Origin of the sequence: Aeromonas dhakensis (assembly GCF_000820305.1) — a bacterium.
GTDB lineage: Bacteria > Pseudomonadota > Gammaproteobacteria > Enterobacterales > Aeromonadaceae > Aeromonas > Aeromonas dhakensis.
This window is the reverse complement of sequence record NZ_CDBH01000062.1, coordinates 84639-108299: the sequence shown is the minus strand read 5'-3', so window position 1 is coordinate 108299 and position 23661 is coordinate 84639. Positions and strand designations below refer to the sequence as shown.

Sequence of the window (23661 nt, the reverse complement as noted above, 5' to 3'; positions counted from 1 at the left end):
TCTTTTTTCATTTCTGGCGACGGCTTATTCCACCGTGACGGATTTCGCCAGGTTGCGCGGCTGATCCACGTCGGTGCCCTTGATGAGGGCAACATGGTAGGAGAGCAGCTGCAGCGGCACGGTATAGACGATCGGCGCGATCACCTCTTCCACGTGGTTCAGGCTCATCACCCGCATGGTCTCGTCGCTCTTGAAGCCGGTATCGGCATCGGCGAAGACGTAGAGGATACCGCCACGGGCACGCACCTCTTCCACGTTGGACTTGAGCTTCTCCAGCAGATCGTTGTTCGGCGCCACCACTATGATGGGCATCTCGGCATCGATCAGCGCCAGCGGACCGTGCTTCAACTCACCGGCGGCATAGGCCTCGGCGTGGATGTAGGAGATCTCTTTGAGCTTGAGCGCCCCTTCCATGGCGATGGGGTACTGGCTGCCGCGACCCAGGAACAGGCTGTGGTGCTTGTCGGCAAACTCTTCGGCCAGGGCCTCGATATCCTTGGCCAGCGCCAGGCTCTCCTTGATGCGCAGCGGCAGGGCCTGCAGCGCCTTGACCAGCTCGGCTTCGGCGGCGGCGCTCAGGTTGCCGCGGCAACGACCGATGGAGGCCACCAGCATCAGCAGACCGGCCAGCTGGGTGGTGAACGCCTTGGTAGAGGCCACGCCAATTTCAGCCCCCGCTCGGGTCATAAAGGCCAGATCCGATTCGCGCACCAGGGAGGAGCCCGGCACGTTGCAGATGGCCAGCGAGCTCATGTAGCCGGACTCCTTGGCCAGGCGCAAGGCGGCCAGGGTATCGGCGGTCTCGCCACTCTGGGAGAGGGTCACCAGCAGGCTGTTGGGGCGCACTACCGACTTGCGGTAGCGGAATTCGGAGGCGATTTCCACGTCGCAGGAGACGCCGGCGATCTCTTCGAACCAGTAGCGAGCCACCATGCCGGAGTGATAGGAGGTGCCGCAGGCGACGATCTGCACGTGATCGACCTTGTCGAAGATGGCACGGGCGCCGTTGCCGAAGGATTCGACCACCACGTGATCACCGCCCAGACGCCCTTCCAGGGTGTTGGTGATGGCCTTGGGTTGCTCGTGGATCTCTTTGAGCATGTAGTGGCGGTACTCGCCCTTGTCACCGGCGTCGTGGGAGAGTTCGGACTCCTGCTCTTCACGCACCACGGCCTCGCCGTGGGTATCGAAGATGTGCACGTCGCGACGGGTCACTTCAGCCACGTCACCCTCTTCCAGGAAGATGAAGCGACGGGTCACCGGCAGCAGCGCCATCTGGTCGGAAGCGATGAAGTTCTCGCCGATGCCGCGGCCGATCACCAGCGGGGAGCCGGAACGGGCCACCACCACGCGGCTGTCGTCACGGCTGTCCATCACCACGGTGCCGTAGGCGCCACGCAGCTGCTTCACCGCCACCTGCATGGCAGCCAGCAGGCTGGGGGCGGATTTCAGCTCGTGGTGCACCAGGTGGGCGATCACCTCGGTGTCGGTGTCGGAGCTGAACACATAGCCCAGCGCCTTCAACTCTTCCCGCAGCTCTTCGTGGTTCTCGATGATGCCGTTGTGCACCACCACGATATGCTCGGAGACGTGAGGGTGGGCATTGCGCTCGGACGGTTCGCCGTGAGTGGCCCAGCGGGTGTGGGCGATGCCGGTACCGCCATGCACGGACTGCTCGTCCAGCGCCTTGGCCAGCTCGGCCACCTTGCCGAGGCGACGCACCCGCTGCAGCGGCTGACTGGCGCTGAACACGGCCACACCGGCCGAATCGTAGCCGCGGTATTCCAGACGGCGCAGACCTTCTACCAGAATTTCAGCCACATCACGTTGGGCGACGGCCCCGACGATGCCACACATACACTTCTCCTTAAGACGCTATTGATTCGGTTGGATAATCATTTGTTCAGGTCAGACTGCCACGGGGGCACAGATCAGCTGGATCCCCTTGGCCTGAATTCGTTCTCTGGCCGAGCTGGCCAGCCCCTCGTCGGTCACCAGGGTATGGATGCTGGACCAGGGCAGTTCGAGATTGGGGATCTTGCGGCCGATCTTTTCCGACTCCACCATGACGATGACCTCCCGCGACACCTCGGCCATCACCCGGGACAGGCCCACCAGCTCGTTGAAGGTGGTGGTACCGCGTTCCGGATCGATGCCGTCGGCGCCGATGAACAGCTGGTCGAAGTCATAGGAGCGCAGCACCTGCTCCGCCACCTGACCCTGGAAGGATTCGGAGTGGGGGTCCCATGTGCCTCCCGTCATTAACAGGGTAGGCTCGTTTTCCAGCTCGCGCAGGGCGCCGGCCACATTGAGGGAGTTGGTCATCACGATGAGACCGCGCTTGTTGCCGAGCAGCGGAATCATGGCGCTGGTGGTGGTGCCGCTATCGATGATGACGCGGTTGTGATCACGGATCCGTTCGGCCGCCGCCTTGGCGATAGCCAGCTTTCGTTTCGAAACTTGCTCTGGATTGCCGTCCACCACCATCTCGCTGGGCAGGGGCACGGCGCCACCGTAACGACGCAGCAACAGGCCACCGGTCTCCAGCACGGCCAGATCTTTGCGAATGGTCACCTCGGAGGTGGAGAAGTGCTTGGCCAGGGCATCGACGCTCACTTCACCCTGCTCCTGCACCAAGCTGACGATGGTGTGACGGCGCTGCTGAGTATTACGTTTGGTCATCTTAAAGTTTCGATTCGAAAGAATGTCGAAATGTTAATGCCTTTTCTGGAAAAATCAAACGGCAAATAGGATCCGATATGGTTCGATGCCAGAATGGGGGGCTGATTTGCGACGAGGATGCCATGCAAAAACGAACCATCTGGCTGGTAGAAGATGAAGCCAGCATCGCCGACACCCTGATCTATGCCCTGCAAACCGACGGTTTCGAGGTGGAGTGGTTTTCCCTCGGCCAGCCGTTGCTGGCGCGACTTGCCCAGTCGCGCCCCGACTTCCTGATCCTGGATGTGGGGCTGCCGGACATCAGCGGCTTCGAGCTGTGCAAGGAGGTACGAGCCCGCAGCGACGTTCCCCTGATGTTCCTCACCGCCCGCAGCGAAGAGATAGACCGGCTGATCGGGCTGGAGATAGGCGCCGACGACTACGTGGCCAAGCCCTTCTCGCCCCGCGAGGTGTGCGCCAGGGTGCGGGTCATCCTGCGCCGCAGCCAGCCAGCCGCCCCCCAGCCGAGCCAGACACTCACCCTGGACGAGGAGCGGGCCCGCATCAGCTTTCACGGCCAGCCGCTGGCGCTCACCCGCTACGAATACCTGCTGCTCAAGACCCTGATGCTGACGCCGGGCCGGGTCTACTCCCGCCAGCAGCTGATGGATCTGGTGTGGAGCGGGGCGGAAGAGAGCCTGGATCGCACCGTCGACACCCACATCAAGACCATCCGCGCCAAGCTGCGAGAACGGGATCCGGACGCCAACCTGATCCTGACCCACCGCGGATTGGGTTACAGCCTGGAGCAGGCATGAACAGACGGTTGCCGGGTCACGGCCGGGGGATGACATGAGAATCGGACTGCAACTGCTGTGCGGGCTGGTGCTGATCTTTGCACTGGCCGCCTGGTTCGTGCTGGAGATCTTCGTCGAGGAGATCAAACCAGGGGTGCGCAGCGCCACCGAAGATACCCTGGTAGACATGGCCCAGATGCTGGCCCCGCTGGCGCTGGATGACCTGCAGGAGGGGAAGATGGCCGACGGCCGACTGGCCAGCGCCTTCGCTCGCCTCAACCAGAGCCCCATCAACGCCCTCATCGACGGCCACCTCAAGCAGCAGGCGGAGTACCGCATCTATGTGGTCGATCGCTGGGGCAAGGTGGTTTACGACTCGGACGGGGTGGATCTGGGCAAGGACTACTCGCGCTGGAACGACGTCTACCTGACCCTGCGCGGTGAATACGGCGCCCGCAGCACCCGCAGCGATCCCGACGATCCCACCAGCTCGGTAATGCACGTCGCCGCCCCGCTGCGGGAGGGGGACGACATTCTGGGCTCCCTCACCGTCGCCAAACCCAACCGCACCCTGCTGCCCATGATAGAACGCAGCGAGCACCAGCTGCTGCAGGGGGCAGCCTTGCTGCTGTTCATCTCACTGCTCATCGGTGCCCTGCTGGTGTGGTGGCTCAACCGCGCCATCGGCAAGCTAGTGCACTATGCCGATGCGGTCAGCCAGGGCCAGCCCGCCACTCTGCCACGCCTCTACAGCCCGGAGCTGGATCGGCTCGGCCGCTCCCTGGAAACCATGCGCCGCCAGCTGGACGGCAAGGCCTACATCGAAGCCTATGTACACAGCCTGACCCACGAGCTTAAGAGCCCGCTGGCCGCCATTCGCGGGGCGGGGGAGATCCTGACCGAGGCGCCGCCACCCGACGTCGCAAAGCGTTTTATCGGCAACATCAATCTGGAGACAGCCCGCATGCAGCAGCTGATCGAGCGGATGCTGCAGCTGGCCAAACTGGAGTCGGGGCAGGGGCTGGACAGACAGGCGGTCGAGCCGGCCAGGCTGGGCAGGCGTGCGCTCGACGCCCGCCAGATCCTGGCCCAGCGCCGCCAGATCACCCTGCACGCCGAGCTGGGGGAAGCCCAGAAACAGAAGTGGGATCCCCTGCTGGTGGAGCAGGCCCTCGGCAACCTGCTGGACAACGCCCTCGACTTCTCCCCCGTCGGCAGCACTCTCAGGCTGAGTGGCGCCATGGAGGAGGGGGGTTACTGTTTCCGGGTGCGGGATCAGGGGCCCGGCATTCCGGACTATGCCCTGCCGCGCATCTTCGAGCGCTTCTACTCCCTGCCCAGACCCGACAAGGGCAAGAGCAGCGGCCTCGGGCTCAGCTTCGCCATGGAGGTGGCGCGCCAGCACGGCGGCCGGCTGACCCTCACCAACCAGGCTGACGGCGGGGTGCTGGCCGAGCTCTGGTTGCCAGCGGGCTGACACTTCACACTGGGCACATAAAGCGGCGCTATGCTGATGTTTTCCCAGCGAACTCTATGTGCTCAAGGAGCCCCCATGTCCCGCCTTCTGTTATCCGGCCTGCTCGGCGCAGGCCTGCTGTTTTCGCTGCCGGCCAGCGCCGCCACCGGCTGCTTTCTCTATGCCGACGGCAACGGCCAGACCCTCTCCAGCGAAGGGGATTGTTCAAGCCAGTTGCCACCCGCGTCCACCTTCAAAATTCCGCTGGCGCTGATGGGTTATGACAGCGGCTTTCTGGTAGACGAAGAGCACCCGGCGCTGCCCTTCAAACCGGGTTACGACGACTGGCTGCCCGCCTGGCGGGAGACCACCACCCCGCGCCGCTGGGAAACCTACTCGGTGGTCTGGTTCTCCCAGCAGATCACTGAATGGCTGGGGATGGATCGCTTCCAGCAGTACGTCGACCGTTTCGACTACGGCAACCGGGATCTCTCCGGCAACCCCGGCAAACACGACGGTCTGACCCAGGCCTGGCTCAGCTCCAGCCTGGCCATCAGTCCAGAGGAGCAGGCCCGCTTCCTCGGCAAGATGGTGAGCGGCAAGCTGCCGGTGTCGGCGCAGACCCTGCAGTACACCGCCAACATCCTTAAGGTGAGCGAGATCGACGGCTGGCAAATCCACGGCAAGACCGGCATGGGCTATCCGAAGAAGCTGGATGGCAGCCTCAACCGGGATCAGCAGATCGGCTGGTTCGTCGGCTGGGCCAGCAAACCGGGCAAGCAGCTCATCTTTGTCCACACCGTGGTGCAGAAACCCGGCAAGCAGTTTGCCTCCCTCAGGGCCAAGGAAGAGGTGCTGGCCGCCCTGCCGGCCAAACTGAAAACCCTGTGATACCCAGACCGGCGCTCTGCGCCGGTTTTTTATCCCCCTTCACCTCCACTTCACACAGCCCCATCCCCCCTTCACCCGACCCAGCCACACTCGCTCCATCAACAAGGAGACGTGTCATGGTCAAACAGATATTCAGCCACAAGATCTTTCTGCTGCTGTTGCTCAGCCTGCTGTTGATGGTGCCGGTGCAATCCATCATGGAGCTGAACCGGGAGCGCCAGGCCTATCGCAGCCAGGCCATCCACAGCATCATGGCCAGCAGCAGCGGGCCGCAGCGACTGCTGGGGCCGGTCGTGGTGCAGCCTTATACCCGCACCGTCACGGTGGAGCAGGATGGCAAGCGCTTCGAGCGCAAGCTGCAGCTCTATCGCTACCTGCTGCCGGAACAGCTGGACGTGCAGGCCAGCATGGAGGTGACCCCGCGCAAGCTCGGCATCTACCAGGCCCAGGTCTATCACACCCGGCTCTCCCTCTCCGGGCGACTGCCGGCCGAACTGAACGGTAAAACCCTGATCAGCGGCGAACCGGATCTGGCCGTCGATGGGACCGATCCCGCCCTGGTGGCAGGCAAACCCTATCTGAGCCTGGTGCTGTCCGATGCCCGCGGCATCAACCGGGTGCCTGAGCTGCAACTGGGGGAGCAGCGCATCCCGTTCGCCCCCGGCGCCCTGCTGGGTGACGGACTGGCCGGCATCCATGCGCCGCTCGCGGCCCTGCCGGGGGAGGGTGGCGCCTTTCACATCGAACTGGACCTGCAGGGGATGAACCAGCTGGAAGTGGTACCTCTCGGCCAGGACAGCAGGCTCAACCTCGCCAGCAACTGGCCCCACCCCAACTTCATCGGCGACTTTCTGCCGGGCAGCCGCACCCTTACCGCCAGCGGTTTCGAGGCCAGCTGGCAGAGCAGCTGGTTTGCCACCGACATGGAGAGCCGTTTCAACCGTATGATGAAGGGCACCAGCGGCGATCTGCCCGCCTTCAGCGTCAGCCTGGTGCAGCCGGTGGATCACTATCAGCAGAACGAGCGGGCCGCCAAGTATGCGCTGCTGTTCATCGGCCTCACCTTCCTCAGCTTCTTCATGTTCGAGCTGCTCAAGGGGCTGCGGGTGCACCCGATCCAGTACGCGCTGGTGGGCATGGGGCTGGCCATCTTCTATCTGGTGCTGCTGGCACTGACCGAGCACCTCGGCTTTGCCTGGGCCTATCTGATTGCCGCCCTGGCCAGCGTGACCCTCAACGGCTTCTACCTCAGCCATGTGCTGGGTGGCCCCAAACAGGGGCTCGGCTTCGCGGCCCTGCTGGGGCTGGTCTACGCCATCCTGTTCGGCCTGCTGCAGGCCGAGGAGATAGCCCTGCTGCTCGGCGCCCTGCTGCTGTTCGCCATCCTGGCGCTGGTCATGGTGCTGACCCGCAAGCTGGACTGGTATCGGGTGATGGGGAACGCCCCGACGCCCCCCACCAGCGGGCAGGAGAGCTGAAAACAAAACCGGCGCCATCAGGCGCCGGTTTGCATTTCATTGATCGGGCATCACTTCTTCTTGACCGGGCGAGGCCAGTTTGGAATATGACGCTGAGCCACCCGGGTGATCACCAGCTCGTTCTCGGCCACGTCCTTGGTGATGGTGGAGCCGGCCCCCAGGGTCGCCCCCTTGCCGATACGCACCGGCGCCACCAGCTGGGTATCGGAGCCGACGAAGACGTCATCCTCGATGATGGTCTGGAACTTGTTCACCCCGTCGTAGTTGCAGGTGATGGTGCCGGCCCCGATGTTCACCTTGGCACCCACCTCGGCATCCCCCAGATAGGTCAGATGACCGCACTTGGAGCCAACCCCGAGGCGTGCCTTCTTCATCTCGACGAAGTTGCCGACGTGAGCATCCTGCTCCAGTACGGCACCCGGGCGCAGGCGAGTAAAAGGACCGACCGAGCACTGGTCGGCGATTTGCGCGCCTTCGATGACGGAGTAGGGTTTCACCTCGGTGTGATCGCCGATCACGCAATCCTTCAGCACGCTGCCGGCCCCAATGCGGACGTGGTTGCCCAGCACCACCTTGCCTTCGATGATGACGTTGACGTCGATCACCACCTCTTCCCCGATCTCCAGAGTGCCGCGCAGATCAAAGCGGGCCGGGTCGATCAGGGTGGCACCGGCGATCATCAGCTTCTCGGCCTGCATCTGCTGATAGCTGCGCTCGAGCTGGGCCAGTTGCACCCGGTTGTTGGCCCCTTCCACCTCCATGGCGCTGTCCGGGTGAACCGCGGCGATGGGGCAGTTGTCGGCGTGGGCCATGGCAATGACGTCGGTCAGATAGAACTCGCCCTGGGCATTCTTGTTGTCCAGACGGGAGAGCCAGCTGCGCAGCTGGCCACCGTTGGCCACCAGCACGCCGGTGTTCACTTCGCGGATGGCGAGCTGCTCGGCGTTGGCATCCTTCTGCTCGACGATGCCGACCACCTGGCCATTGCTGCGCACGATACGGCCATAGCCGGTCGGGTTGTCCAGCACCACGGTCAGCAGCGCCATGCCGTCGTCGGCCTTGGCGGCCAGCAGCCGCTGCAGGGTCTCGGGCTGGATCAGCGGGGTGTCGCCGTACAGCACCAGCACGTCGTCTTCATCGTTCCAGAACGGGATGGCCTGGGCCACCGCATGACCGGTTCCCAGCTGCTGGGCCTGCAGCACCCAGTTCAGGTCGGATGCCTGGATCCGCTCCTTCAGCAGTTCGGCACCGTGGCCATAGACCAGGTGCAGCTGCTCGGCACCCACCTGGCGGGCAGTATCGATCACATGGGAGACCATGGGCTTGTTGGCGACCGGGTGCAGTACCTTGGGCAGGGAGGAACGCATACGGGTGCCTTTACCCGCAGCCAGGATCACGACATTGAGAGACATAGCTAGCCTTTGAAACAGGTGGAAATGCTGGGCGGAGTCTATCCAACGAGTAAAAAAAAAGCGACCCGCAGGTCGCTTTTTACCTCACCGTTATTAACGGTAATTCTTTTTGACGATATCGATGACCCGCAGTTGAGCCATCGCCTTGGCCAGCTCGGTGGCAGCCTGGGCGTAGTCGATATCACCATGGGAGCTGTGGATCCGCTCTTCCGCCGCGCGTTTGGCTTCCTGGGCTTTCGCCTCATCCAAATCGTCGGCACGAATCGCGGTGTCCGCCAGCACGGTCACGGCTTCGGGTTGTACTTCCAGCATGCCGCCGGAGATGTACAGCACCTCTTCAGTTCCGTTCTGCTTCACCAAGCGGACCAGGCCCGGCTTGATGGCAGTCAGCAACGGAGCATGACCGTGGCGGAGACCCAGCTCACCTTCGGAGCCTGATACCTGAGCGGACTGCACGCGACCGGAAAACAGTTTTCCTTCGGCGCTCACCACGTCCAGGTGAAAGGAGATCATCTCAGCCATGGGCCCTCCTATCGAGGCTTACAGTTTCTTGGCTTTCTCGACAACTTCGTCGATGCTGCCAACCATGTAAAACGCCTGCTCCGGCAGATCGTCGTACTCGCCTTTCAGGATGCCCTGGAAACCACGGATGGTCTCTTTCAGCGGCACGTATTTGCCCGGAGAACCGGTAAACACTTCGGCCACGAAGAACGGCTGGGACAGGAAACGCTCGATCTTACGGGCACGGGCTACGGTCAGTTTGTCTTCTTCTGACAGTTCATCCATACCCAGGATGGCGATGATGTCCTTCAGCTCCTTGTAGCGCTGCAGTACGGTCTGAACGCCACGAGCAGTCTCGTAGTGCTCCTTGCCAACCACCAGCGGATCCAGCTGACGGGAGGTGGAGTCCAGCGGGTCAACGGCCGGGTAGATACCCAGTGCCGCGATCTGACGGGACAGTACCACGGTCGCATCCAGGTGGGCGAAGGTGGTCGCCGGAGACGGGTCGGTCAAGTCATCCGCAGGCACGTAAACGGCCTGTACGGAGGTGATGGAACCGGTCTTGGTGGAGGTGATGCGCTCCTGCAGAACACCCATCTCCTCGGCCAGGGTCGGCTGGTAACCTACTGCGGAGGGCATACGGCCCAGCAGTGCGGATACTTCGGTACCGGCCAGGGTGTAACGGTAGATGTTGTCCACGAAGAACAGCACGTCACGACCTTCGTCACGGAACTTCTCGGCCATGGTCAGGCCGGTCAGCGCCACGCGCAGACGGTTTCCGGGCGGCTCGTTCATCTGACCGTAAACCAGAGATACTTTGTCCAGTACGTTGGACTCCATCATCTCGTGGTAGAAGTCGTTACCCTCACGGGTACGCTCACCTACACCGGCGAACACGGAGTAACCGCTGTGTTCGATCGCGATGTTACGGATCAGCTCCATCATGTTTACGGTCTTGCCTACACCGGCACCACCGAACAGACCAACCTTACCACCCTTGGCGAACGGGCATACCAGGTCGATAACCTTGATACCGGTCTCCAGCAGGTCGTTGCTGTTGGACTGATCTTCGTAGCTGGGAGCCGCGCGGTGGATGGACCAACGCTCTTCTTCACCGATCGGACCCTTTTCGTCGATCGGATCGCCCAGTACGTTCATGATCCGACCCAGAGTCGATACGCCGACCGGCACCTGGATGGATTTACCGCTATTCACTACTTCCAACCCACGACGCAGACCGTCGGAGGAGCCCATGGTGATGCAACGAACGACGCCGCCACCGATCTGTTGCTGAACTTCCAGCACCAGACCCTGGCCTTGACCTTCGCTGACAACCTTCAGTGCATCGTACACCTGGGGCACGGCATCTTGCGGGAACTCGATGTCCACCACAGCGCCGATGATTTGGACGATGAAACCGTTACTCATGTCAAATCCTCTAAACCTTTGATAACCCTTGCCTTACACCGCAGCAGCACCGGACACGATCTCTGTCAGTTCCTGGGTAATACTGGCCTGACGGGCCTTGTTGTATACCAGTTGCAGATCGTTAATCAGGTTACCGGCGTTGTCAGTCGCGGCTTGCATGGCAACCATTCGGGCTGCCTGTTCACTTGCCAAGTTTTCCACTACCCCCTGGTAGACCTGGGATTCGACGTAGCGAATCAGCAGGGTATCCAGCAGTTGCTTGGGATCCGGCTCATAGAGGTAATCCCAGTGGTGTTTCTTGGCGAGCTTGCTGTCTTCAGTTACGGGCAAAGGCAGCAGTTGATCGACTCGTGGTTGCTGAACCATGGTGTTGACGAACTTGTTGTACACCAGATACAGCCTGTCAATCTCACCGTTGTCGTAAGCCTTCAGCATGACCTTGACTGAACCAATCAGGTCATTGACGCTCGGGTTATCGCCCAGTCCTGCGACGTGAGCTTTCACCTTGGCGCCGTGCCGTTCAAAGAAGTTGGAGGCCTTGTTGCCGATCAGAGCCAGGTCAACCTTGGCTCCTTTCGCGCTCCATTGCTTCATGTCATTGAGGGCAGCCTTGAACAGGTTGATGTTCAGACCACCACACAGGCCACGGTCGGTGGAGACGACGATGTAACCCACTCGCTTGACCTCACGTTCGATGAGGTAGGGGTGCTTGTATTCCAGGTTCCCCTGAGCGATATGGCCGATCACCTTGCGCATGGTTTCAGCGTACGGACGGCTGGCAGACATGCGATCTTGCGCACGGCGCATCTTGCTTGCTGCCACCATTTCCATAGCGCCGGTGATCTTCTGAGTGTTTTTCACACTCGCGATCTTGTTACGTATCTCTTTTGCGCCGGCCATCTCTTACTCTCCATCAGGTGGCAGCTCGCGCTGCCACACACGCTTACCAGGTCTGGGTTGCCTTGAAGTTGTCCAGCAACGCAGTCAGCTTGCCAACGATCGCGTCGTTGTAGTCGGCCTTGGCATTGATTTCAGCCATCAGCTCGGCATGCTGGGTATTGGCGTAAGAGAGCAGAGCGGCTTCGAAGTCGACGATCTTGTTCAGCTCGACATCGGAGAGATAGCCTTTTTCCGCAGCGAACAGCACCAGAGACTGGTGAGCCACGCTCAGCGGAGAGTACTGCTTCTGCTTCATCAGCTCGGTCACTTTCTGACCGTGGTCCAGCTGCTTGCGGGTCGCATCGTCCAGGTCGGAAGAGAACTGGGCGAATGCAGCCAGTTCGCGATACTGGGCCAGCGCGGTACGGATACCACCGGACAGCTTCTTGACGATCTTGGTCTGAGCGGCACCACCTACACGGGATACGGAGATACCCGGGTCAACGGCCGGACGGATACCGGAGTTGAACAGTTGTGAAGTCAGGAAGATCTGGCCATCGGTGATGGAGATCACGTTGGTCGGAACGAACGCGGATACGTCGCCGGCCTGGGTTTCGATGATCGGCAGGGCGGTCAGAGAACCGGTCTGGCCTTTCACTTCACCGTTGGTGAACTTCTCTACGTACTCGGCGTTGACGCGAGCAGCACGCTCCAGCAGACGGGAGTGCAGATAGAAAACGTCGCCCGGGTAGGCTTCGCGTCCTGGCGGACGGCGCAGCAGCAGGGAGATCTGGCGATAAGCTACGGCCTGCTTGGACAGGTCATCATAGATGATCAGCGCGTCTTCACCGCGGTCACGGAAGTACTCCCCCATGGAGCAGCCGGCATACGGAGCCAGGTACTGCAGGGCAGCCGCTTCGGAGGCAGAGGCAACCACCACTATGGTGTTGGCCAGGGCGCCGTGCTCTTCCAGCTTGCGTACCACGTTGGCGATGGTGGAGGCCTTCTGGCCGATCGCAACGTAGACACACTTAATGCCGGAGTCTTTCTGGTTGATGATGGTGTCGATGGCGATGGCAGTCTTGCCCACCTGACGGTCACCGATGATCAGCTCACGCTGGCCACGACCGATAGGGATCATGGCATCGATGGCTTTCAGACCGGTCTGGACCGGCTGGTCAACAGACTTACGCTCGATAACGCCCGGTGCAATCACTTCGATCGGCGAGAAGCCGTCGTTGTCGATTGGACCTTTACCGTCGATCGGCTGACCCAGGGTGTTCAACACCCGGCCCAACAGACCACGACCGACCGGCACTTCCAGAATGCGGCCAGTCCCTTTTACTTTCATTCCTTCTGACAGACCGTCATAGGAACCCATGATCACCGCACCGACGGAGTCACGCTCCAGGTTCAATGCCAGAGCGTAGCGGTTGCCCGGCAGCTCGATCATCTCACCTTGCATGGCATCGGCCAGGCCGTGAATACGAATGATACCGTCGCTCACAGAGACGATGGTACCTTCGTTACGCGCTTCGCTCTTTACATCAAACTGCGCAATGCGCTGCTTGATCAGCTCGGCGATTTCAGTGGAATTCAGTTGCATGCTCTAATACCCCAATCAAGATTGCAGCGCGTCAGCCATGCGATCCAGCTTACCGCGGACCGTGCCGTCGATAACCAGGTCACCGGCCTTGATGAGCACCCCGGCCATCAAGGACGCATCCATGCTGCAATTCAGCTTCACTTTGCGCGCGAGACGTTGTTCCAGAGAAGCCTGAATATTGGCTTTCTGCTGGTCGGTCAGTTCGATCGCCGAAATCACGTCAGCCTGAACTTCTTTATCCAGTTCAGCCTTGAACGCGATGAATTCGGCAACGACCGCCGGCAGCACACCCAAGCGACCATTCTCGGCCATCACCCGGATCAGGTTCTGACCATGCTCGTCGAGTTGCTCACCACAGATGCCGACAAACAACTTTGCCAGCTCTTCGGCAGCCACAGAGCCGTTTACCAGGTTGTGGATGGTCTCGTTCTCCGCTACTTGTGCAGCGAAGCCGAGCATCCCCAGCCACTGGTCAACCGCCTTGTGCTCAACGGCAAACTCGAAAGCAGCCTTGGCGTAGGGGCGAGCGATTGTAGTCAGTTCAGACATAGCCCCGTTCCCGTTACAGTTCTGCTACCAGCTTGTCGACGATGTCGCTGTTGGCAGCCTGGTCGATTTGGCGCGCCAGGATCTTCTCTGCACCAGCAATGGCAAGAGCAGCAACCTGCTTACGCAGTTCTTCTTTGGCACGATGACGTTCAGCTTCAATCTCGGCACGGCCCTGAGCCAGGATTTTTTCCCGCTCAGATTGGGCACCGGCAGCAGCTTCATCAATGATCTGGGCCTTGCGTTTGTTGGCCTGTTCAATGATTTCTGCAGCCTGGAGCTTGGCTTCTTTCAGCTGATCGGTGGCGTTGGCCTTGGCCAAATCCAGATCTTTCTTGGCACGCTCGGCAGAAGAGAGGCCGTCAGCAATGGTTTTCTGACGGGCTTCGATGGCAGCCATCAGCGGCGGCCACACGTACTTCATGCAAAACACTACGAAGAAGAAAAAAGCAACTGCTTGGCCGAGGAGGGTGGCGTTGATATTCACAGCCTGTGTCCTCTTAGTTAGTTAATGGGTTATGTCCGGAGGTCGCTATGACTTAGCCGGCAACCGCAAACATCACGTACAGACCCAGACCAACGGCGATCATCGGGATCGCATCCACCAGACCCATCACGATGAAGAACTGGGTACGCAGAACAGGGATCAGGTCCGGTTGACGAGCTGCACCTTCCAGGAATTTGCCACCCAGGATACCGATACCGATGGAAGCGCCGATAGCCGCCAGACCCATCATCATTGCAGCAGCGATGTACAGCAGGTCCATGTTCAAGTTTTCCATGAGGATCTCCATTTATTTAGATGTAATTGATTGTATAAAAAGGATTATTTGAGTTGCATCAACCATGGTCTTCTTGAGCCATCGACAGATAGACGATGGTCAGCACCATGAAGATAAACGCCTGCAAAGTGATGATCAGGATGTGGAAAATTGCCCAAGGCACGGACAGGATCCACTGAGACCACCAGGGTAGCAAACCCGCAATCAGGATAAAGATCAGTTCGCCAGCATACATGTTGCCGAACAGTCGAAGACCCAGAGAAACAGGTTTGGAAATCAGCGTAACAGTTTCCAGGATGAGGTTAACCGGGATGGCCGCCGGGTGGTTGAAAGGCTGAAGCGTCAGCTCCTTCACAAACCCGCCGATACCCTTGACCTTGATGCTGTAGTACAGGATCAAGAAGAACACGCCCAAAGCCATGGACATGGTGATGTTAACGTCAGCAGAGGGAACCACACGCAGATAGGGAACACCCATCAACTGTGCAGCGTGGGGGATAAAGTCAACGGGGATCAGATCCATCAGGTTCATCAGGAAGATCCACACAAACACCGTCAGGGCCAAAGGTGCGATGACCTTGTTGCGACCGTGAAAAATGTCCTTGACGTTACCACTCACAAACTCGACCAGCATCTCCACAAAGCACTGCAGTTTACCGGGCACACCACTGGTAGCGTTGACGGCTACGCGGCGGAACAACCAGATAAACAGAGCGCCCAACAGAACAGAAAATATCATTGAGTCGACATTGACTGTCCAGAACCCAGACCCGACTTGCAGATGGGTCAGATGGTGGGAGATATATCCCTGAGGAGTCAGGACTTCTCCGGTTGCAGACATGAGTTTTCCTAATAGTGGTTGTTAAGCGTGAATGAGACTATCCACTGTACAACGAGGGCGAGGATATAAGTGGCAAAGAACGAGACGGTATCGACCTCGATCCCGGCGCCAAACATCAGGGCGAAAAGTCCTGTTGTAGTAATGAGCTTAATCCCTGCCCCACCATAAAAGTCCCGCAGAACCAGGCCCACGCTCTCTTTCGTCACCTTGCGGCGCAGAACCCAGAGCGTGAACAGGGCTTGAGGAACCCAGTACATGCTCCCCCCGTAGAGAGAGGAGCGTCCGGCAAACGCACCGCTCTGGTAAAACCAGACGGTACTGATCGCCAGGATCAGGACGAGCTGACAAACGAGCATAGCCAAGGCCAGCGTTAAACCTTCCAAGGCTATTTTCTGCTTCACCAACCTACCCCTGAACATTACAGAACTGTAAAAAATCGGGATCCGAAGACCCCGCGTTTACAGCCCAAAAAGCCGGTCAAATTATACCCTTGAAGACAGCTATTGCAACATGGCAAAAATCCTTAATTTTTGCGGCTTTCCGCACAGAATTAAGGTTATGTTCATATCAAAAGGAATGGATGTTTTATTACTACAAAAAGCGTAAAAATCACGATTCTGACAGGCCAAAATAGCTCAATACCCGGTCCAAATCCGCCAAGTTCTCGTAACTAATTACTAACTTGCCGCTATCCTGTTTTCCCGGCTGAAGTTGTACCTGATTGCCAATTTTTTCTGAGATCTGGCGCTCGAGATAACCAAACTGGGGATCGCGGACGGGCTCGACCCTGGCTTTTGCCGGTTCCAGCGCCTTTTGCACCAACTTCTCGGTATCTCGCACTGTCAGCCCCTTCTGGGCTACCAGTTTGGCCAGTTCGGACTGGGCCTGGCCGCTCAGGGCCAGCAGGGCACGGGCATGGCCCATGTCGAGGTCACCGTGTTCAACGAAGCGCTTCACGTCGTCGTTGAGCTGGTTGAGGCGCAGCAGGTTGGTCACCGTGGTGCGGGACTTGCCCACCGCATCGGCCACCTGCTGGTGGGTCAGTTCGAATTCGGTCAGTAGCCGCTGCAGGGCGACCGCCTCTTCGATGGCATTGAGGTCTTCACGCTGGATGTTCTCGATGAGCGCGATGGCGACGGCCGCCTCGTCAGGCACATCCTTGACCAGGCAGGGCACCACCTCGAGGCGGGCCAGCTGGGAGGCGCGCCAGCGCCGCTCACCGGCGATGATTTCGAAGGATTGCTCGCCGAGGGGACGCACCACGATAGGCTGGATCACCCCCTGGGCACGGATGGAATTGGCCAGCTCTTCCAGCGCATCCTGCGACATGTCCTTGCGCGGCTGGTACTTGCCGGACTGCAACCACTCCACCGGCAGCTTGCGCAGTTCGCCCTGATTGGTCAGGGTCGGGGCCATGGCCTGCTCGGTGCGCTGATCGCTCATCACCTGCTTCTGGCGCGCGGCCGTGCTGGTGCTGAGCAGAGCGTCCAGCCCCTTGCCCAGCCCACGTTTTTTCGGCGTCATATGCTCTCTCGGTCTGCGATGGTCACCTGACGCTCCTGCTCCTGGCGACGCAGGATCTCGCCAGCCAGAGCCAGATAGGCCTTGGCGCCCACCGATGATTTGTCATAGTGCATGGCCGGGGCGCCGAAACTCGGTGCCTCCGCCAGTCTTACGTTGCGGGGAATGATGGTGCGATAGACCTTGTCCCCGAAGTGCTGTTTAAGCTGATCGGACACATCATTGGCCAGCCGGTTGCGGTGATCGAACATGGTGCGCAGCACCCCTTCGATCTTCAGATCCGGATTGACCACGGCTGCCAGCTTGCTGATGGTGTCGACCAGGGCGGTGAGCCCTTCCAGCGCATAGTATTCGCACTGCATGGGCACCAGCACGGAGTCGGCGGCGGCCATGGCGTTGACGGTCAGCATGTTGAGAGAAGGCGGGCAGTCGATGAAGACGTAGTCGTATTTGTCCCGCACCGCGGCCAGCGCGTTGCGCAGGCGGATCTCGCGGGCGAAGAACTCCATCAGACGAATTTCGGCCGCGGTCACGTCGGCGTTGGCGGCGATCAGGTGATAGCCCCCGGAGGTTTCGGGGATGATCACCTCGCCGATGGGGGCGTCCTCGATCAGCAGCTCATAGGCGGTGCGCTCGACTTCGTACTTGTCGACACCGCTGCCCATGGTGGCATTGCCCTGCGGATCCAGATCGATCACCAGCACCTTGCGGCGGGTAGCGGCCATGGAGGCGGCCAGATTCACACAGGTGGTGGTTTTACCCACTCCACCCTTCTGGTTGGCTATGGCGATGACTTTTCCCACACTGTCCCCTAAATGAAACTGCGACCCTATTCGGGCTGGATATGTTTGAATTCCAGCAGATGACGTTCGCCTTCCAGCTCCGGCACCACCAGTTGATGGGAGGCGACCAGACGGATGTTGGCGGGCAACTGGGCCAGCTCCTGCTCGGGATACTGTCCCTTGAGCGCGAGGAAGCTGCCCTGGGCCGACGGCAGATGGTGACACCAGCCCAGCATGTCCTCCAGCGAGGCGAAGGCCCGGCTCAGCACGCCGTCAAATCCCACCTCGGGCTGATACTCCTCGACCCGGGATTTGACGGGAGTCACGTTGGTCAAGCCCAACTCCAGGATCACCTGGCGGATGAAGTTGATCCGCTTGCCCAGACTGTCCAGCAGCACGAACTGCTTGTCCGGATTGATGATCGCCAGCGGCAGTCCGGGCAGACCCGGGCCTGTGCCCACATCGATGAAGCGCTCACCGTGCAGGTGCCGGCTCACCACCAGGCTGTCGAGGATGTGCTTGACCAGCATGGCGTCCGGATCTCGTACCGAGGTGAGATTGTAAGCCTTGTTCCACTTGTGCAGCAACTCGACAAGCCGAACCAACTGGGTCTTTTGGGTCTCGGTGATAACAATTCCGGCCTGCATGAGCAGGCCGTTCAATCTTTCCAGCATGTTTTGCAACGGTAGGATCCTCAGGCGGTTTTACGCAGCAGGCCGTGTTTTTTCAGATGAACCAGCAGGATGGAGATGGCCGCCGGGGTGATGCCGGAGATGCGGGACGCCTGACCTATGGTCTGCGGCTTGGCATCGTTGAGCTTGGCGATCACCTCGTTGGAGAGGCCGTTGACGTCGCGGTAGTTCATGTCCAGCGGCAGCAGGGTGTTCTCGTTGCGCAGCTGCTTCTCCACTTCGTCGTGCTGGCGTTCGATGTAGCCGGCGTACTTGATCTGGATCTCCACCTGATCGGCGGCGGCCGAATCGCTCAGCGCAGGCCCGACCCCCTCGATGGCCATCAGCGCATCGTAGGTTACCTCGGGGCGACGCAGCAGCTCTTCCAGGCTCTGCTCGCGGGTCAGCGGGGTGTTGACCAGGGCGTTGACCGCCTCCAGCGACGGATGCTGCGGGTGGATCCAGGTCGAGCGCATGCGCTGACGCTCCTGCTCCACCTGTTCCATCTTGGCGTTGAACTTGCTCCAGCGCTCGTCATCCACCAGGCCCAGCTCGCGGCCGATGGCGGTCAGGCGCAGATCGGCGTTGTCTTCCCGCAGCAGCAGGCGATATTCGGCACGGCTGGTGAACATGCGGTAGGGTTCGCGGGTTCCCAGGGTGGAGAGATCGTCCATCATCACGCCGATGTAGGCCTGATCCCGGCGCGGATGCCAGGGATCCTTGCCCTGCGCACGCAGGGCGGCGTTCAAACCGGCCAGCAGTCCTTGGGCTGCCGCCTCTTCATAGCCGGTGGTGCCGTTGATCTGGCCGGCGAAGAACAGGTTGCCGATGCACTTGCTCTCCATGTTGGCCTTGAGATCCCGCGGATCGAAGAAATCGTACTCGATGGCATAACCCGGGCGGGTGATGTGCGCATTCTCGAAGCCACGCACGGAGCGGACGATCTGCACCTGCACGTCGAACGGCAGGCTGGTGGAGATCCCGTTCGGGTAGAGTTCGTGGGTGGTCAGGCCTTCCGGCTCGACGAAAATCTGGTGCGCCGTCTTGTCGGCAAAACGGGTGATCTTGTCCTCGATCGACGGGCAGTAGCGCGGGCCAATCCCCTCGATCACCCCGGCGTACATGGGGCTGCGATCCAGGTTGTTGCGGATCACCTCGTGGGTGCGCTCGTTGGTATGGGTAACGTAGCAGGGCACCTGACGCGGATGCTGGCTGGCATTACCGATGAAGGAGAAGACCGGACGCGGATCGTCGCCGTGCTGGGCCTGCATCACCGAGAAATCGACGCTGCGGGCATCGATGCGGGGCGGCGTACCTGTCTTGAGGCGATCAATGCGCAGCGGCAGTTCCCGCAGGCGCTGGGCGAGGGCGATCGAGGGAGGATCCCCGGCGCGGCCCCCCTTGTAGTTTTCCATGCCGATGTGGATCAGGCCGTTCAGGAAGGTACCCACGGTCAGCACGACCGTCTTGCCGCTGATGCGGATCCCGCTCTGGGTGACCACGCCGGCAACCCGATCCCCGTCCATGATGAGATCGTCACAGGCCTGCTGGAAGATCTTCAGGTTGGGGTAGTTCTCCAGCATCTGGCGCACGACTGCCTTGTAAAGCAGACGATCCGCCTGGGCGCGAGTGGCGCGAACCGCCGGGCCCTTGGAGGAGTTGAGGGTACGGAACTGGATCCCGCCAAGATCGATGGCACGCGCCATGATCCCGCCGAGAGCGTCAACTTCCTTGACCAGGTGTCCCTTGCCGATCCCGCCGATCGCCGGGTTGCAGGACATGTGTCCCAGCGTATCGATATTGTGGGTCAGCAACAGGGTATTGAGGCCCATCCGGGCTGCCGCTGTTGCCGCTTCGGTTCCTGCATGACCGCCACCGACGACGATCACATCAAATTGTTCATGGTATTGCATTGGGGATCACCTTGATCTGCACGCCTGAAGATCTTTGTTTGCCTGTGCTCGAGGGCGGAACATTCTATCTGTTTAGCGTCCTGAGGGGAACGTCTACTTAACGTTCAGTATGGAGGGAGGATCCACTAAATAGATCTTAAGGATCTTTAGATCGATCTTTTATTGGATCTTTTATTAGGATCCGCCGCTTCTGTTGATAAGCACTTTTTGATCATAAAGATCATCGTCTTAAGAGCGATCTCTGGTTGTGGAAAAGCTTGGATCCTGGCCCCGTGAACTGGGGGATAACAAGGGTTTTTATGCACAGACACCCTTTGGTTTAGATCTAATACATGGATAACTATAGGTTTTACAGAGTTTCACACAGGAGTTATTCACAATTTCTCGGAGCATTCTAGGGGAACCTTTGGAACAACTTCTCCGGATCCACCTGTTAATAACCTGGTGGATAGCGATCTGGGGATAAGCGGGGAGATCGAGCCGTTCATGCCGGATCTCCCGCTCCCGGTTCAGGCGATCAGGGCCAACCAGTCCCGGATCCAGATTTCGGCCGCATCTTCCGGGATCTCGTGCCGGGTCACGTCGATGTCGAGACGATCCCCAATCCGGCTGGCGCCGCACTCGGCCAGCAGTCGATCCAGCGTCTTGCCACCCTGGCAGAAGGTGTCATAACTGCTGTCTCCCAGCGCGATCACCCCGTATTTCCAGCCATCAAGATCCGGACGCTGCTCGGCAAGATCCTTGGCGAAAGGCTGCAGATTGTCGGGCACATCGCCGGCACCGTGGGTGGAGGTGACCACCAGCACTATGGACTCCGGCTCGGCAAGCACCCTGGCCAGGCTGGCGGGGTTGTGGATCTCGGTTTGGTGGCCCGCTTGTTCCAGCAGGCCGGCGACGTGGTCCGCGACATATTCAGAGGCGCCCAGCATGGAGCCGACGACGAGATTGAGTTTGGCCATGGAATGGATCCTGATTTCAGACGAAGCAAGAGAAAGCCGGATTCTACCGCCAAAGGGTGTGGATAAATATGGATAAAGCTTGGGGATAATGGATCCTCGCTGCTTTTGTACGGAAAAAAGGGATCCACGCCCGCCGATCCAGCCCAGTCTTGCGATCGTGTCGAAAAGGGGCCGTTTCCTCCTCTTGTGTGTTCTCCGCTCGGCTCCTGATACTTCAAGTAACAATGCGGATGCAAATGATTAGCAATTATTGAATCGATTCGATCATGGCTCCTGTAGTAGCATGTCGCTGCTTTATTCGCCTGAGGAACCGGGCTACCGGCATGACCGGCTACCAATAATAAGAAATCAGAAACAACTCATTGATATTTGAGACACTTACTATGATTGCGCAAAAAAACACTCCCATCGCAGCGATGCGAAAGAGAGGGGCACAGCAACTGCTGCCGCTCTCCTGCCTGTTGGCCAGCCTGCCCGTGCTGGCGGCCGAACAACCGAAAGAACTGCCCAAAGCCAGCGAGACCATGGTGGTCACCGGCACCGCCATGAAGGTGGAAGTGCCCATGGCCGAGACGCCTCGCGCCGTCTCCGTGGTCAACCGCGAGGAGCTGGATCAGCGTGCCGTGCAGCAGCTTGACGAGTCCCTGCGCTACCGCTCCGGCGTGCTCACCGGTCTCTATGGCTCCGACAACAATACCGACTGGTTCAAGGTGCGTGGCTTCGATGTCGCCTCCTATCTGGATGGCAGCCGTTTGCTCAGGATGAATGGTTATTACGTCTGGACGCCGGAGCCGTTCGGCCTGGAGAGCGTGGAAGTGCTGAAAGGCCCGGCCTCCATTCTGTATGGCGAGGCGCCTCCCGGCGGCGTGATCAATGCCATCAGCAAGCGGCCGACCGCCACCCCGCAGGGGTTGCTGGATCTGCAGCTGGGCAGCCGGGATCACCGCCAGATCGGGGTGGATGTCTCCGATGCGCTCTCCGACAACAGCCGCTACCGCATGGTTGCTCTTTATAAGGAGCGTGACGGCGTGCTGGACGGCACTTACAACGATCGCGTCTATCTGGCGCCGAGCGTGACCTTCGATCTCTCGGATCGCACCAGCCTGACCCTGCTGGCCAGCTTCCTGCACGACGAAGGGGGGCCGACCAACGGCTTCTTCCCGGTTTACGGCACCCTCAATACCAGCGGTGGCCAGATAGATCCCAGTACCAACCTGAGCCAGCCGGATTACGATCGCAACCGCAACACCCAGCTCTCCACCGGTTACGAGCTGACCCACCAGCTCAACCAGACCTGGGAGTTCAAGCAGAATGTCCGCTTCAACTACAACGATCTGCTGCTGCGCCAGACCTATATATATCCTTGGGCTGCTTGGCCTGCGACACCCGATGAAAATATGCCGGTTCGTGGCCGTGGCATGATCTATCGGGATGGCAACACCAAGAGCGCCACCATGGACAACCAAGTGGTGGGCTACTGGAACACCGACAGCACAGAACAGACCCTGCTGCTGGGGGTGGATCTGCAGCGCCATGTCAACGAGGGGATGGAAGCTGATCAGTGGATGGGAACCATAAATACCCAGCACCCGGATTACAGCGGCTTCCCCGGTTTTGATGAGTCCACCGCCACCCACCAGAAGAGTACCAAGGGTCAGAGCGGCCTCTATGCCCAGCACCAGATCCGCTGGGACGATCGCTGGTTGCTGACCGGCGGCGGTCGCTTCGACTACGTGGAGACCCACAACATCAGCGAAGCCAAGGGCAAGAACGAGAAGCAGTATGATCACGAGCTCTCCCTCTCCGGCAGCCTGATGTACCTGGCCGACAACGGTCTCTCTCCTTATGTTGCCTATGCCGAGTCGTTCGAGGTGCTGCCGGGTATCGACCCCAACACCAGTGAATCCTACAAGCCGCTCAAGGGCACCCTGTACGAGACCGGCGTCAAGTACGCGCCGAGTTTCCTCGATGGCTACATCAACATGGCCCTGTTCGATCTGGAGCAGACCAACTCGCTGGTCTCCACCGGTTCCGGCCAGCAGACCCAGGCCGGCGAAGTGACCTCCCGGGGTATCGAGCTGGAAGGGAGCGTGCAGGCCACCGAGGCGCTGCGCCTGACCGCCGCTTACACCTATACCGATGCCAAGACCAACGACACCGGCAATGGCGATCGCCGTGCCAGCCTGATCCCGCGCCACCAGGCCTCTTTCTGGGGCAACTACAAGGTGCAGCAGGGGCCGGTCTCCGGTCTGGAGCTGGGGAGCGGCGTGCGCTACGTCGGCTCCAGCGTCGGCATCGGTGCCGTGAATGCGGATTACACCCCCATCTATGGTTCGGCCGAGGTGCCGGCCCATACCGTGTGGGATGCGATGATCGGGTATGACTTTGCCAAAAACTGGCGGGCTCAGCTCAACGTCAACAACCTGCTGGGTGATACCTACGTGGCCAGCTGCGACTACTACTGCTACTACGGCGAGCCGCGCAGCGTAGTGGGCAGCATCAACTACCGCTGGTAATCGAAGTGGGGCGGGAACCGG

General features: G+C 60.0%; 22 protein-coding genes. 5 read left to right on the top strand and 17 right to left on the bottom strand.

Going from position 1 to position 23661, the window contains the following annotated elements:
* Positions 1–24 precede the first annotated feature (24 nt).
* Together glmS and BN1143_RS18225 are read right to left on the bottom strand one after the other, a co-directional pair.
* The gene (gene glmS / locus BN1143_RS18230) at positions 25–1857 is read right to left on the bottom strand and encodes a glutamine--fructose-6-phosphate transaminase (isomerizing) (RefSeq protein WP_010635584.1); all 1833 of its coding nucleotides are present in this window, start codon (positions 1855–1857) and stop codon (positions 25–27) included.
* A 51-nt stretch (positions 1858–1908) separates the two neighbouring features.
* Positions 1909–2682: a DeoR/GlpR family DNA-binding transcription regulator gene (locus BN1143_RS18225; protein WP_010635585.1), complete on the bottom strand. Its 774-nt coding sequence runs from the start codon at positions 2680–2682 to the stop codon at positions 1909–1911.
* 122 nt (positions 2683–2804) lie between these two features.
* Between BN1143_RS18225 and blrA the strand changes: the two genes are divergently transcribed.
* From blrA to creD, 4 genes are all read left to right on the top strand, one after another.
* Positions 2805–3479, top strand: a complete 675-nt coding sequence (blrA, locus tag BN1143_RS18220) for a beta-lactam response regulator transcription factor BlrA (RefSeq protein WP_010635586.1) — start codon at positions 2805–2807, stop codon at positions 3477–3479.
* A gap of 34 nt (positions 3480–3513) precedes the next feature.
* The gene (gene blrB, locus BN1143_RS18215) at positions 3514–4935 is read left to right on the top strand and encodes a beta-lactam sensor histidine kinase BlrB (protein WP_042051621.1); all 1422 of its coding nucleotides are present in this window, start codon (positions 3514–3516) and stop codon (positions 4933–4935) included.
* A 75-nt stretch (positions 4936–5010) separates the two neighbouring features.
* Positions 5011–5805, top strand: a complete 795-nt coding sequence (blaOXA, locus tag BN1143_RS18210) for an OXA-12 family class D beta-lactamase (protein ID WP_042051620.1) — start codon at positions 5011–5013, stop codon at positions 5803–5805.
* Positions 5806–5921: 116 nt separating this feature from the next.
* Positions 5922–7283: a cell envelope integrity protein CreD gene (gene creD, locus BN1143_RS18205; protein WP_042051619.1), complete on the top strand. Its 1362-nt coding sequence runs from the start codon at positions 5922–5924 to the stop codon at positions 7281–7283.
* Between the two features lie 50 nt (positions 7284–7333).
* On the opposite strand, the gene glmU is transcribed toward creD, so the two are convergent.
* The 15 genes from glmU to mioC all read right to left on the bottom strand — a co-directional run bounded on the left by glmU (position 7334) and on the right by mioC (position 21124).
* Positions 7334–8695 carry a bifunctional UDP-N-acetylglucosamine diphosphorylase/glucosamine-1-phosphate N-acetyltransferase GlmU gene (glmU, locus tag BN1143_RS18200; RefSeq protein WP_042051618.1) on the bottom strand — a complete coding sequence of 454 codons (1362 nt, stop codon included), beginning with the start codon at positions 8693–8695 and terminating at the stop codon, positions 7334–7336.
* Positions 8696–8788: 93 nt separating this feature from the next.
* Positions 8789–9217 carry a F0F1 ATP synthase subunit epsilon gene (locus BN1143_RS18195; protein WP_005307217.1) on the bottom strand — a complete coding sequence of 143 codons (429 nt, stop codon included), beginning with the start codon at positions 9215–9217 and terminating at the stop codon, positions 8789–8791.
* Positions 9218–9235: 18 nt separating this feature from the next.
* The gene (gene atpD / locus BN1143_RS18190) at positions 9236–10624 is read right to left on the bottom strand and encodes a F0F1 ATP synthase subunit beta (RefSeq protein WP_005307215.1); all 1389 of its coding nucleotides are present in this window, start codon (positions 10622–10624) and stop codon (positions 9236–9238) included.
* A gap of 33 nt (positions 10625–10657) precedes the next feature.
* A complete protein-coding gene (gene atpG / locus BN1143_RS18185) occupies positions 10658–11524 on the bottom strand; it encodes a F0F1 ATP synthase subunit gamma (RefSeq protein WP_005307212.1) in 867 nt (288 codons plus the stop codon).
* A gap of 43 nt (positions 11525–11567) precedes the next feature.
* Positions 11568–13109, bottom strand: coding sequence for a F0F1 ATP synthase subunit alpha (gene atpA, locus BN1143_RS18180; RefSeq protein WP_005307210.1), 1542 nt, complete (start codon positions 13107–13109; stop codon positions 11568–11570).
* A 15-nt stretch (positions 13110–13124) separates the two neighbouring features.
* On the bottom strand, positions 13125–13658 hold the full coding sequence (gene atpH, locus BN1143_RS18175) for a F0F1 ATP synthase subunit delta (protein ID WP_010635592.1): 534 nt from the start codon (positions 13656–13658) through the stop codon (positions 13125–13127).
* A gap of 13 nt (positions 13659–13671) precedes the next feature.
* Entirely contained in the window at positions 13672–14142 is a 471-nt protein-coding gene (gene atpF / locus BN1143_RS18170; RefSeq protein WP_005307207.1) for a F0F1 ATP synthase subunit B, read from the bottom strand.
* Positions 14143–14194: 52 nt separating this feature from the next.
* Positions 14195–14437, bottom strand: a complete 243-nt coding sequence (atpE, locus tag BN1143_RS18165) for a F0F1 ATP synthase subunit C (RefSeq protein WP_005307205.1) — start codon at positions 14435–14437, stop codon at positions 14195–14197.
* Positions 14438–14495: 58 nt separating this feature from the next.
* Positions 14496–15278 carry a F0F1 ATP synthase subunit A gene (gene atpB / locus BN1143_RS18160; RefSeq protein ID WP_005307200.1) on the bottom strand — a complete coding sequence of 261 codons (783 nt, stop codon included), beginning with the start codon at positions 15276–15278 and terminating at the stop codon, positions 14496–14498.
* A gap of 8 nt (positions 15279–15286) precedes the next feature.
* The gene (locus BN1143_RS18155; RefSeq protein ID WP_024942393.1) at positions 15287–15697 is read right to left on the bottom strand and encodes an ATP synthase subunit I; all 411 of its coding nucleotides are present in this window, start codon (positions 15695–15697) and stop codon (positions 15287–15289) included.
* A gap of 190 nt (positions 15698–15887) precedes the next feature.
* The gene (locus BN1143_RS18150; protein ID WP_017766621.1) at positions 15888–16802 is read right to left on the bottom strand and encodes a ParB/RepB/Spo0J family partition protein; all 915 of its coding nucleotides are present in this window, start codon (positions 16800–16802) and stop codon (positions 15888–15890) included.
* On the bottom strand, positions 16799–17602 hold the full coding sequence (locus BN1143_RS18145; RefSeq protein WP_005307193.1) for a ParA family protein: 804 nt from the start codon (positions 17600–17602) through the stop codon (positions 16799–16801). The genes BN1143_RS18150 and BN1143_RS18145 overlap by 4 nt, the downstream gene beginning before the upstream one ends.
* Positions 17603–17628: 26 nt before the next feature.
* On the bottom strand, positions 17629–18255 hold the full coding sequence (gene rsmG, locus BN1143_RS18140) for a 16S rRNA (guanine(527)-N(7))-methyltransferase RsmG (protein ID WP_024942392.1): 627 nt from the start codon (positions 18253–18255) through the stop codon (positions 17629–17631).
* 20 nt (positions 18256–18275) lie between these two features.
* Positions 18276–20165, bottom strand: a complete 1890-nt coding sequence (gene mnmG / locus BN1143_RS18135; protein ID WP_005307187.1) for a tRNA uridine-5-carboxymethylaminomethyl(34) synthesis enzyme MnmG — start codon at positions 20163–20165, stop codon at positions 18276–18278.
* Between the two features lie 509 nt (positions 20166–20674).
* A complete protein-coding gene (mioC, locus tag BN1143_RS18130; protein ID WP_042051617.1) occupies positions 20675–21124 on the bottom strand; it encodes an FMN-binding protein MioC in 450 nt (149 codons plus the stop codon).
* A 383-nt stretch (positions 21125–21507) separates the two neighbouring features.
* Here mioC and BN1143_RS18125 point away from each other — a divergent pair, with 383 nt between their 5' ends.
* The gene (locus BN1143_RS18125) at positions 21508–23640 is read left to right on the top strand and encodes a TonB-dependent siderophore receptor (protein WP_042051616.1); all 2133 of its coding nucleotides are present in this window, start codon (positions 21508–21510) and stop codon (positions 23638–23640) included.
* The last annotated feature ends 21 nt before the right edge of the window (positions 23641–23661 follow it).